The sequence below is a fragment of the Streptomyces sp. NPDC059247 genome, assembly GCF_042754005.1.
GTDB lineage: Bacteria > Actinomycetota > Actinomycetes > Streptomycetales > Streptomycetaceae > Streptomyces.
On record NZ_JBHYZW010000001.1, the window covers coordinates 428,694 to 441,293 of the forward strand.

Annotated in this window: 3 protein-coding genes; all 3 read right to left on the reverse strand. The window is 72.6% G+C overall.

The window, feature by feature from the left end; genetic code table 11:
- Nucleotides 1-17 precede the first annotated feature (17 nt).
- The 3 genes from ACFXGN_RS01915 to ACFXGN_RS01925 all read right to left on the reverse strand — a co-directional run bounded on the left by ACFXGN_RS01915 (nucleotide 18) and on the right by ACFXGN_RS01925 (nucleotide 12,276).
- Nucleotides 18-1,703 carry a phytoene desaturase family protein gene (locus ACFXGN_RS01915; protein ID WP_384852041.1) on the reverse strand — a complete coding sequence of 562 codons (1,686 nt, stop codon included), beginning with the start codon at nucleotides 1,701-1,703 and terminating at the stop codon, nucleotides 18-20.
- Nucleotides 1,693-11,310 (reverse strand): amino acid adenylation domain-containing protein, encoded by a 9,618-nt coding sequence (locus tag ACFXGN_RS01920; RefSeq protein ID WP_384852044.1) that lies wholly within the window; start codon nucleotides 11,308-11,310, stop codon nucleotides 1,693-1,695. The genes ACFXGN_RS01915 and ACFXGN_RS01920 overlap by 11 nt, the downstream gene beginning before the upstream one ends.
- 111 nt (nucleotides 11,311-11,421) lie before the next feature.
- Nucleotides 11,422-12,276: a sterol desaturase family protein gene (locus ACFXGN_RS01925; RefSeq protein ID WP_384852047.1), complete on the reverse strand. Its 855-nt coding sequence runs from the start codon at nucleotides 12,274-12,276 to the stop codon at nucleotides 11,422-11,424.
- Nucleotides 12,277-12,600: the final 324 nt, after the last annotated feature.

The window sequence follows — 12,600 nt, forward strand, 5'->3', positions numbered from 1 at the left end:
TCGCGGTCACCTGACCGTCACCTCACCCTGCGGGTCTCGAGCTGGGGCAGCCGGCCGAGCCTGTCCGGATGCCAGGGGACCGTTCCGCGGCTCTCCCAGGCGCGGAAGTCCAGACCCAGGTCCCTGCACAGGTACTGGGTGACGAACCGGCCGCTCGCGGCGGCCCGGATCAGGCTGCCGCCGCCGAACCACTGGCCCGCCATGGAGAAGCCGTCCAGACCGGGCAGCCGCATCCGGTCCTTGTTGATCAGGCCCGTGATGACGTCGTCCGCCGGGGTGAAGGACTTCCAGCCCAGGATGCTGCCGTTGCGCACCCCGGTGTAGCGCTCGGTGGTCGTGGGGGAGGCCACGTCCACGACCTCGATGGAGGCGCCGATGCCCGGGTGGTGCCGCTCCAGGAAGCCCCGGACGAAGTCGGCCGCCTCCTGCTTGCGGGCCCAGTAGGCCTTGCGGTCCGTGGTGCGCAGCTCCTTCCAGGACGCGTAGTCGCTGAAGTAGGTGCAGTGGACGACGGACTTGCCGGGCGGCGCGAACCCGTCGGAGTAGCGCGACCGCATCTGGACGACGAGGCTGTTCTGCAGGACCCCCGGCAGCGCCGCGCTGTCCTCGTCGGAGAGCAGGTACGTGGTGCTGTGCCGGGCCGACGGGTCCAGTTCGCCGTCGAGACCGACGAAGACCGACACCACCCCCGGATAGAGCACGTCCGGCTGGTCCATCATCTCGCTGAAGAGCTTGTCGATCTTCGGGCTCGTGTACCGGCCGCCGAGCAGCCGGTCGATGGTGGTGGCGCCGTCGCAGGCCGAGACGACGTGATCGGCGAAGTGCCGCTCACCGCCCCGCAGTTCCACTCCGACCGCCCGGTCGTTCTCCACCAGGATCCGTTCCACCCGCGACCGGTAGTCGATCCGTCCGCCGAGCGCCGTGTACCGCTCCTCCACCGAGCGGGCCAGACCCAGCGAACCCCCCTGGGGGAAACCGGCGTTGAGGTGGAAGGCGCTCGCCATGTTGAACAGATAGGGGAGCAGCGGGAAGACCTCGTGGTCCTGGAAGAAGATGAACGGGAACGCCCGGCGCAGCAGCGGGTCCTCGAACCGGTCGCAGAACTTCTCCATCCGGGTCACCGCGGTGCGCCAGAGCAGCGCGAAGGAGGGCAGGACCGCCCGCAGCATGGCCAGCTTCTCGCCCGTGGACTGGAGCGGCGGCGGGGTCAGGAACGGGTAGAGGTTGAGCCGGGTGAACCGCCGCAGGTCACGGCAGAACGCGCGGATCGGGCGGGCGTCCCCGGGGGAGATCTCCAGGAGATGGGCTTCGAGCCGGTCGGGGTCGTTGTAGAAGGTGACCGAGCGGCCGGTCTCGTCGGTGACGGTGTTGAACATCTCGAAGTTGGCGATGGTCTTGCCGTCGAGCGCGCCGAGTTCCCGCCAGACCCGGCTGGCGTCGTTGTTCCGCCCGGTGCCGGTGAGCCACTCGATGCAGTAGTCGAAGACGTAGTCCTGGCGCGACCACGCGGTGCAGCAGCCGCCGGGCAGGACGTGGCGCTCGAAGATCCGGGTCTCCGCGCCGCTCATCTGCGCGTAGCAGCCGGTGGAGAGACCACCGATGCCCGCGCCGATGACGATCACCCGGGGCGGCTGCCCGGGGGCGCGCCCGCCGGGCGGCCACGGTCCCCGGTCCTCCCATACGGGCCTGTCGTCACGCGCCATGGGATTCCCCGTCCGTGCCGTCGTCCGCCGGGGAGGCGGAACGCTCCCGGAGGGTGCTGCTGAGGGACTCGTCGAGCGCGGAGAGCACCAGGGCCGCGTTCCGCTCGGCGGGCTTCTCGTCGAGCATCTCCGCGTGCAGGCCCGCGCCGCGCACCACTCTGCTCGCGCCGGTGGACGCCGAGTGCCAGCTGCCGCGCTGACCGGCCCCGTAGAACTGCGCCTTCGCCTCGTCGGCGATCACGGTGACCGTGGCGGTGACCACCCCGTGGTTCGGGGTGCGCCCGCAGTACGCCAGGTAGTCCCTGGCCTGTTCGAGGGTCTGGGCGGTGACGGTCTCGGACTGGGTGTGGCGGCGCAGGTGGTCGCGCAGTTCGTGCTCGAAGGCCTCGGTGTGCTCGACGGAGATGCCGTACTCCTCCTCGATGCGGTACGAGTCCATGATCACGACATGGGCCACCTCCCGGCCCCGTTCCTCCAGCCGCTTGGCGACCTCGAAGGCGAGGTTGCCGCCCAGCGAGTAGCCCAGGAGCAGGCAGGGCCCTTCGGGCTGGAGCGACTCCACGAGGTCGGCGTACCGGACGCCCTTGTCCCCGTCGACGTGGTTGAAGGCGATCAGCTCGTACGACCGCAGGTGCGTGGCGAAGTGGCGGTAGACGAGGCCGTGGCCACCGGCGGGCGGGAAGCAGAAGAGGAGGGGACCCTCACCCGTGTTGAAGGAGAGGTGGGAGAGATTGCCGGAGACCCGGCCGGTGACGATGTCCTCGACGGTGCGGGCCATGCCGTGCAGGGTGGTCACCTTGAAGAGCAGCCCCACGGGGATCGCGATGCCGAACTCCTTCTGGAGCCGGTGGATCAGCTCGATGAGGGTGATGGAGCTGCCGCCGGAATCGAAGAAGTCGCTGTGGAGGCCGACCAGATCGAGACCGATCACGGCCTTCCAGTGCGCCGCCACTCGCTCCTCGTAGAGGGTGACGGGAGGCTCGTGGTCCTCCTGGGCGGACGGGACGCGGGGCGCGGGGAGCGCCGCCGGGTCCACCTTTCCGTTCGGGGTCAGGGGCAGGGCCTCCACCGTCTCCAGGAAGGCCGGAATGAGGTACGTGGGCAGCTGGGCGGCGAGGTGGCGGCGCAGGGCCCGCGGGTCCGGGTCGGCCCCGTCGGCGGGCACCACATAGGCGCAGAGGGCGGGTTCGCCGCCGGGATCGGTCCGCACCAGGGCGTACGCCTCCGCCACCTCGGGGAGCGCCGTCAGGAGCGACTCGATCTCCCCGGGCTCGATGCGGTGGCCCCGCAGCTTGATCTGGGCGTCGGCCCGGCCGAGCAGGTGGAGGTGGCCCAGGGCGTCCCTGCGCGCCAGGTCCCCGGTGCGGTAGAACCGCTCGGGTACCGCGTCGGGGCCCGGGTCCAGGGTGAGGGTCACGAAGCGGCGTTCGGTCTGCTCCGGGTCACCCGCGTACCCCAGGGCGAGTCCGGCCCCGCCGGCCCACAGCTCCCCGGTGACCCCGGGCGGCACGGGCCGCAGGTGGGAGTCGAGGACGTGCAGGACGCAGTTGGGCAGCGGCGTCCCGATGGGGACCGTGCTGTTCGGGTCGAGGCCGGTGGTGGGGCCGTCGAAGCAGGCGCTGTCGACGGTCGCCTCGGTCAGCCCGTAGGAGTTGACGACCCGGGTGTCCGGCGCGCAGAGCCCGCGCAGCCGGTCGTACTCCGCGACCTTCCAGGTGTCGGAGCCCACGATCACGAGCCGCATGAAGTCCAGCCGGTGGCCGCCCTCCTCGCAGTGCGTCATCAGGGCGCGGGCCACGGCGGGCACGAACTCGGCGCGGTCGACGCCCTCGGCGGTCATCACCTCGTGCAGCCGGGCCGAGTTGAGGAGGAGGTCGCGGTCGGCGAGCACCAGCCGCCCGCCCGAGCCGAGGGCGCGGACCAGGTCTCCGGTGAACACGTCGAAGGACACCCCGGCCATCTGGAGGTGCACACCGGGCACCTCCTGCGGGCCGTACTCCTCCCGCCAGGCGGCGCACAGGGCCGCGAGAGCGCCGTGGGACACCCGGACGGCCTTGGGGCGGCCCGTCGATCCCGAGGTGTGGATGACGTACGCGGGCGTCTCGGGTCCCACCTCCGCGTCCCCCTCGGGGAGGGCGGCACCGGCCGGGTCGCCGGAGACCTCCGGGTCCTCCGCCAGGACGTCGGTGATCAGCTCGGCGCCGGGCACGTCGAGACGTCCGGTGTTCGCCGGGTCGGTGAGGACCAGACGCGCCGACACGTTCCCCGCCATGTAGGCGAGCCGCTCCGCCGGATGGTCGGGATCGAGGGGCAGATAGGCGGCCCCCGCGCGCAGTACGGCGAGGAGCGCGATGATCAGCTCCGGCGACTTCGGCAGGCACACCGCGACGACGCCCCCGCTCGCGCCCCGCGCCCGCAGCCGCCGGGCCAGCACCGCCGAGGCCCGGTCCAGCTCCGCGTAGGTCAGTCGGCGGGCGGCGCCGTCCGGCCCCGTGGCCGGAACCGTGACGGCGACCGCGTCGGGAGTGCGGGCCGCCGCCTCCGCGAACAGCCGGTGCACCGGCGGCTCGGGCTCCAGGACGCGTCCCCGGGCGGCCGGACCGTGCAGGATCTCGTGCCGCTCGGCCGCACCGAGCATGTCGAGCCCCGCCACCGGGCCCTCGCCGGGAGCGCGGGTCAGCGCGTCCAGGAGGTTCCGGTAGTGCCGGGCCAGCCGCTCGGCGGTCTCCGGCCGGAAGAGGTCGGTGTTGTACTTCAGGACGCAGTGGAACCGGTGCTCGGACTCGTCCTCGTAGGCCGACAGGGTCAGGTCGAACTGACCTTCCTCCTCGGGGAGTTCGATGTAGTCGAGGTGGTATCCGTACTGCTGCGAGGACACCTTGTGGGCGAGCAGGATGAACATCGCCTGGAAGACCGCCGAGCGGCTGGGGTCGTGCTGCAGGCCCAGCTTCTCGACCAGCAGGACGAACGGGTACTCCTGGTGGTCGATGCCCCCGAGCACCGTCCCCCGGACCTGGGTCAGCAGCTCGGCCACGGTCGGGTCACCGGCCAGACTCGCGTACAGCGGCAGGGGGTTGACGAAGTAGCCGTACACGGACGACAGGTCCTCGTCGGTGCGCCCGGTCACCGGACTGCCGACGACCAGGTCGTCCTGACCGGAATAGCGGTGCAGCAGCAGGTAGTAGGCGGACAGGAGCACCATGAAGACGGTCACGTCGTGCCGCCGTGCCAGGGCGTGGACCCGGGCGCTCAGCTCCTCGTCCAGGACGAAGAACTCCGAGGCGCCGTTGTGGGTCTGCACGGGCGGCCGGGGCGCGTCGGTGTGCAGGGTGAGCGGCGGCACCTCGGCGGGCAGGGCGCCCCGCCAGTACTCCAGCATCCGGTCGGCGTCGGGCGAGGCGAGGAACTGGTTCTGCCGGTTCAGGAAGTCGACGTAACGGCCCCGCACCGGGGCCAGTTCGACGGCGCGGCCCGACCGCATCCCCTCGTACAGGGAGAGCAGTTCCTCGATGAAGGTGAACGTGGAGATCGCGTCCGAGACGATGTGGTGGACCGCCTTCATCAGCACCCAGCGGTCCGGACCGCGCCGGAAGAGCCGGAACCGCATCAGCCGGTCCCGCGCCAGGTCGTACGGCCTGCGGTACTCCTCGACGATCAGCTCACGGATGTCCTCCCACTCCCAGCCCTCGACGTCGAAGACGGCCATGTCCGGCTCGACGTCCTCCGAGACGATCTGGAGCGGCCTGCCGTCCTCCATGACGAAGTTGGCCCGCAGCACCGGATGCCGCTCCACCAGGGCGCGGACGGCGGCGCTCATCAGCTCGGGGTCGATCTCGGTGCGGACCTCCACCGCGCCGCCGATGTTGTACGCGAAGCCGTCCGGGTGGAGCTGCTTCAGGAACCACAGGGCCTTCTGGTTCTGGGTCAGGGGGTGCCGGGACGCGTCCTCGTGGACCTCCACCACCACCCCCGTGCCGGGGCCCGCCGCCCGCGCGGCCAGCTCCGCCGTGGCATCGCGGAGCTGCGCGGTGAGCTCGCGCAGCGGAGCCCCGCTCAGCAGGGCCACGACCGGCAGGGCGACCCCGGTCGCCGCCTGGAGCCGGGCGCGCAGCTCCATGGCGAGGAGCGAGTCGATGCCGTGCGCGTTGAGGCCCGCGTCCGGGTCGAGCCGGTCCGCGCCGATCCGCAGGACGGCCGAGGCGCAGCCCAGCAGCAGGTCCGCGACCAGCGCGGTCCGCTCCTCCTCGTCGGCGGCGGCGCGGAAGCGGTCCAGATATCCGGTGTCCCGCGAACCGCCGGCGGCCGGGTCCGCGGTGCTCGCCGCCTCGGCCGCCAGCTCTCTGACGAGCGGGGGCGGGGACGGGTACCAGGCGAGGAACGTCGTCCAGTCGACGACGGTGGCGATCAGCAACTGGGCGCGGTCCTGGCCGAGGACCCGCTCCAGGACGGCCATGCCCGCGGCCGGGGAGAGCGACGTCATGCCCCGGACGACACGGTAGTGCTCGACCAGGCTCAGTTCCTCGATCATGCCGGTCGCCCAGGGACCCCAGTCCAGGCTGAGGGCGGGCAGTCCCAGCGCCCTGCGGTGCTGCGCCAGGGCGTCGAGGAAGGCGTTGCCCGCCGCGTAGTTCGTCTGGCCCGTCGTGGTGAGCAGGGACGCGACGGACGCGAAGAGGACGAAGTGGTCGAGCGGCTCGTCGCGCAGATGGTGGTGGAGGAGCCAGGCGCCCGCCGCCTTCGGGTGGAACACGGAGTCGAAGGTGGCGCGGTCCATGGCCGGGACGGGGGTGTCCCGTACGTGCCCGGCCAGGTGGAAGACGCCCCGGACGGGCGGAGCGTCCCGGTCCCGGTAGTCGGCCAGCCACTCCGTGAGCGCGCGCTCGTCGGAGATGTCGATGGCGGCGTGGACGGGGTGGGCGCCGAGGGCCTCCAGCTCCTTGACGAAGCCCACCGGGTCGCTCGCCGGGGAGTCCGGGGCGAGGGCCCGCCAGGTGGCGCGGTCGGGGAGCGGTGTACGCCCGATGAGGATCAGGTGCCGGGCGCCCCGCTGGACGAGATAGCGGCACAGCAGCCTGCCGAGGGCGCCGAACGCGCCGGTGACGAGGTACGCGCCGTCCGGGCGGAGCCGGGGCGGGAAGGGGCGGGTGAGTTCCCCGGGACGGGTGAGCGCGCTGACGAGACGGCGTCCGTCCCGCAGGGCCACCTCGTCCTGGGGCAGCTCGGGGGAGTCCGGGGTGAGGATCTCACGGAGCAGCGCCGCGGCTTCGGCGTCGGCACGGGCCTCGGCGCCGGTCACGGCTCCGGCGCCGGTCACGGCTCCGGTTCCGGCGTCCGCACCGGCCTCGGTGTCCGTCGGCGCCCCGGCTCCCGGCGCGAGCGGCAGGTCGATCAGCCTGCCCCGGTGCGCGGTCAGCTCCTGGTGCCGCAGCACCCGGCCGATGCCCCAGGCGGGCGCGCCGAGCGGGGCCACCGGCTCCCCGGGCACGGCCGCCTGGGCTCCCCGGGTCACCAGGTGCAGCGCGGCGGGCGCGGCCGTCTGCCGGGGGTCGTCGTGGAGGGCCTGGGCCAGGGCGACCACCGAGTAGGCGCCCACCGCGCCGTGCGCGTCCAGGTCCTTCCTGGCGGTGTCCTCCAGGGCGGGCAGGTCCAGGTTCCACAGATGGACGACGGTGTCGGGCGCGGGGGCGTCCGCGTCGACGGCCGCCAGATCGGCGAGGAGTCTGCGCAGGTCGTCGACGCTGTCGGGGACGACCCGGGAGTCCCGCCCGGCCGGGTCGAAGACATAGCCGTCACCCGGCCGTACGAGATGGCAGCGCGCGCCGCCCGCGCCCGCGAGCGCGGCCAGCCGGTCCGCCACTCCGCCGGGCCGGTCCGCGAGCAGCAGCCAGCTGCCGCCCACCGGGGGCACCGGGTCCACGGCGCTGTCCTGGCCTTCGGCGCCGCTCTCCAGGGGCGCTTCCGACCAGGTGAGTTCGGCGAGCCAGCCGTCGATGGTGGACACCGCCACCGTCGACGAGACCTGCTCCACATCGGCGGCACGGAAACCCCGCACGTGCCCGAGCGGCTCCCCGTCCTCCGTGTAGAGGGCGATGTCACCGACGAGTTCGTCGTCCGCGCGCCGGGTGACGGTGGCGTGCGCCCACAGCGGACGGTCGCCCACCGGCACGGTCCGCACCGCTTCGATGGTGAGCGGCAGCAGCATCCCGCCGCCGGGCCCGTCCGTGGCGTCGGGCAGCCCGGCGACCAGGAGGGCCTGGAAGCAGGCGTCGAGCAGCACCGGGTGCACATGGTGCTCCGCCGCCCCGTCCACGGTCGGCCGGATCAGGGCGAGCGCCTCGCCGGACGTCCGCCAGACCTCCGCGATGCCCCGGAACGCCGGGCCGTAGTCGTAACCGCGGGCGCTCAGCGTCTCGTAGCACGCGGTCGCGTCGAGGTGCCGGTCCGCCCGCGCCCGGACGCCCTCGGTGTCCAGCGGGGCGGTACGAGCCGCCGGGGCGCCGCCGCGCACCACACCGCAGGCGTGCACGGTGGGCGTGTCGCCCTCGGTGGCCACGGTGAAGGCGGAGGTCTGCGTGGAGAGCGACACCTGTACGGCCCGGGGCGCGTCGTCGGGCAGGAAGAGGGCCTTGCGCAGCTCGATGTCGCCCAGTTCCGCGTCCGTCCCCCCGGTCAGCGCCCGGAGCGCCTGGTACGCCATCTCGACGTATCCGGCGCCGGGGAAGAGGGTCCTTCCCTGGATGCGGTGATCGGCGAGGTACGGGGTGGTCTCGACGTCGAGTGCGACCTCCCAGGCGGGTTCCGCCGTGGCGAGGCGCCGTCCGAGCAGCGGATGGTCGATCCGGCCGAGCCTGATCTGCGCCACGGGCTCGGGCTCGGTCCAGTACCGGTCGCGCTTCCACGGGTACCGGGGCAGGGGCACCCGCTGCCCGTCCGGGTGGAGCGCCGTCCAGTCCACGGCGCAGCCGAGGGCGTACAGCGCGGCCAGGGAGGTGGTGAGGCGCAGGGCCTCGCCCTCGGCACGGCGGATCGACGGCACGGTGGTCACGGCCGTGGGATCGCCCTCGCGGGCGGCGGAGCACTCCCTGACGGAGTGACCGAGCACCGGGTGGGGGCCGATCTCCAGGAACGTGCGGTGCCCGTCGGCGAGCAGGGCGTCGACGGCCGCGCGGAACCGCACGGTGTCACGGACGTTGCTCCACCAGTAGTCCGCGTCGAGCTCGGGCCCTTCGGCGCGGCCCTCGCGGCCGGTGAGGTACAGCGGGAGCCGGGCGGGCCGGGGCTCGATGTCGGCCAGCTCCGCCAGCAGCTCGGCTCTGATCTCCTCCATCACGGCACTGTGGTACGGGACTTCCACGTCCAGGAACTTGGCGAACACGCCGTCGGCGCGGAGCGCCTCGGCGTACTCGGCGAGCGCCTCCCGCTCCCCGGCCAGGGTCAGGGCGCCGGGGCTGTTCACGGCGGCCACGGACAGCCGGTCGCCGAAGGGCGCGGCGCGCCGTACGGCCTCGTCCTCGGGCAGACCGACGGCCAGCATGGTGCCGGTGCCCGCGAGCCGCTGCTGGAGGCGGCTGCGCTGCAGGACGATCTTCACCGCGTCCCGCAGGCCGTAGACCCCGGCCTCGTAGAACGCGGCGATCTCGCCGGTGCTGTGCCCGACGATCGCGGAGGGGTGCACCCCGTGGGCGCGCCAGAGGGCGGCGAGGCCCACCTGGACGGCGAAGTTGGCGGGCTGGGCGAGCCAGGTCTCCGCCATGCGGGACGCGGCCTCGTCGGCGTTCAGCTCGGCGGTCAGCGACCAGCCCGCCTGGGCGAGGATCTCCCGGTCGACGGCCTCGACGGCCTCCCGGTAGACGGGCGAGGTCTTGAACAGCTCGCGGCCCATGCCCCACCACTGGGGCCCCATGCCGGTGAAGACCCAGGCGGGCGCGGTGTGGCGGCCCTCGCGGTGCCTGCCGAGCAGGACACGGGGGTGCTCCTCGCCCCGCGCGTACGCGGCCAGCGCCTCGTCGAGGTCCTCGCCGGTCTCGTACACCACGGAGAGCCGGGCGTCGTGGTGCTGCCGGTGTCGGGCGAGGGAGTGGGCCAGGTCCGTCAGGGAGGCGGGGGCGGCCGGGTCCCGGGGGGCGGCCAGTTCCGCGCGGACGGCCTCGGCCAGCTCGGGAAGCACCGAGGCGTCGTGGGCGCTGAGGGGGAGCACGCGGTACGCGAGGCCGTCGGTGGCGGAGCGCCGCCCGGGTACGGGCGTCCGCTGCTCCTCGGCGGTGCGCGGGGGCGCCGCTTCGAGGAGCACGTGCGCGTTGGTGCCGCCGAAGCCGAAGGAGTTGACCCCCGCGCGCGCGGGCCCCTCGTGCTCGGGCCAGGGGGTGACCCGGTCCGGGATCTCGTAGGGCGCGGCCTCCAGATCGATCGCCGGGTTGACGTTCTCCAGGTTGATGTGGGGCGGGATCAGCCGGTGCTCCAGGCTGAGCGCGGTCTTGATGAGACCGGCGATCCCGGCGGCGGACTCGGTGTGGCCGATGTTCGTCTTGACGGAACCGATGTAGCACCGGGCGCCCGGTTCGCGGCCCACGGCCAGGGCGCTCGCCAGGGCGTTGGCCTCGATCGGGTCGCCCACCGGGGTGGAGGTGCCGTGCGCCTCCACGTACTGGAGGCTGCCCGGGGTGATCCCGGCTCGGGCGCAGACCTGCTCGATGAGGGTGGCCTGGGCGTCGGCGCTGGGCACGGTGATGCCGTTGGTGCGGCCGTCCTGGTTGACCCCGGTCTCGGTGATCACGGCGTGGATCGGGTCGCCGTCGCGGAGCGCCTCGGAGAGGAGCTTGAGGACCACGATGCCGACGCCCTCGGCGCGCACGTAGCCGTCGGCCCCGGCGTCGAAGGTGCGGGAGCGGCCCTCGGGGGAGAGGAACCCGCCCTTGGTCTCGGCGATCGTGTACTGCGGGGTGAGGTGCAGCAGCGTGCCGCCGGCCAGCGCCAGTGAACTCTCGCCCCGGCGCAGGCTGTCGCACGCGAGGTGCACCGCCACGAGGGAGGAGCTGCAGGCGGAGTCGATGGAGAGGCTCGGCCCCCGGAAGTCGAAGCAGTGCGAGAGGCGGTTGGAGACCATCGTCATCATCGTCCCCGTCGCCGTGTGGGCTTCGAGGGTGTCGAACCGGAGGTCGGCGAACTGCAGGATCTTGTAGTCCAGGGTGAACGCCCCGACGAAGACGCCCACGTCCCGTCCGGCCAGTTCCGCCGGTTTCTGTCCGCCGTCCTCCAGCGCCTCCCAGGTGACCTCCAGGAGCTTGCGCTGCTGCGGGTCCATGGCGTGCGCCTCGCGGGGGCTGATGCCGAAGAACGCCGGGTCGAACTCGTCGAAGCCGTCGATGTAGCCACCGCGTCCGCCCACGAGCCGACCTGGTTTCGCCTTGTCCTTGCTGCCCAGGCCCGCCACGTCGTACCGGTCGGCCGGTGTGGGGGTGATGCAGTCCTTCCCGTCGACCAGGTTGCGCCAGAAGGAACGGTGGTCGTTCGCTCCGCCGGGGAATCGGCAACCGATGCCGATGACGGCGACCTTCTCGGGGGGTGTGGGGAGAGTGACCGGCGGGGACGTACGGGCTTGTGTGGACATGAGCCTTCCTTGAGCCGCGAAACAGGCGCACGCGAGGGGAGTGACGCGCGCCGCACGAACTGAGCGGGGAGGGAAACGGAGCGGTGGAAGAGGTACGGGGAACGGGCCCGGTCACCCGGTGGAACGGCGCCAGGGGTGGACGAGCGTGGTGAGGATGCGGCCGGTGGCCGGGAAGGCGCGGGGGTCGGTCAGGCCGACCGCCGCCGGCTCACGGCCGGGGCGCCAGGTGAACGTGTGGAAGACCCTGTCCCACAGGGCCAGGTCGGAGCTGTAGTGACCGGCTTCGGTCAGATCGGTGCTGTGGTGGAGCCGGTGCTGTTCCGGGCCGGCGAGGACGTGGTTGAAGGGCCCGAGCCGCACGCGGATGTTGGCGTGGACGAAGTACCCCTGGGCGACGACGAAGAGCCCCACGGCGAAGACCGCGCGCTCGGAGAAGCCGACCAGCGCGAGGGAGAGCTGGACGAACCCCTGGGAGATGACGACGTCGGCGACGTGGTTGACGCCGTTGTTGGCGACGTTGACCTTGCTCGGCACGTGATGCACGCCGTGCAGCCGCCACAGCCAGGAGTAGGTGTGTCCTGCCCGGTGCACCGCGTAGCTCGCGAGGGAGCCGATCAGGAGCGCCAGCGGGATCTCGGCCCACAGGGGGAGCGGCGGACGCGGATTCGCCAACGCGCCGACGCCGAGGAGCACGAGGCTCTGCCCGAGCGTCCCGCCGGTGGCGGTGAGGACGTAGTACACACCGTAGTACCCCCACTCCCGCCGGTCCGGACGCCAGGAGGCGTCGTACGGGATCAGGAACTCCAGCAGCACGAGGAAGCCGAGCACCGAGAACTGGAACAGGAAGGTGGCCATGCCCGGTTCCCATCCGCGCCACTGGGTGAGGGCGAAGACGGTGACGACGGCAAGCAGCAGGACCGGCTGGACGGCCACGGTCAGTGCCTCTCGCGTCGGTAACCAGGGCATGGCACGCCTCACTCACAGGAACGACGGGTCGGATGAGAGCGCTTTCGGCACGGGGGTCAGGCCTAGGCGTCAATCACAGTATGGAGTCTGGGAACTACGGACAGCAACAGATCCACCCCCGGCGCGCGGTGTGGCGGGCGCCGGTCCAGTGCTCCCCGCGCGCCCCCTGTTCACCACCGGAGATCATCTCAACCCGGCATGTTCTGCGTAATGTTGACGAGAGGGTGCGGGGAATCGATTCCTCACGGCCGGACGGGACCGGCGGGAACGGCCGCTGTGAGGGGCGTGTGCCGTACGCGTGCCCGTCATGTGCGAGGTCACGGC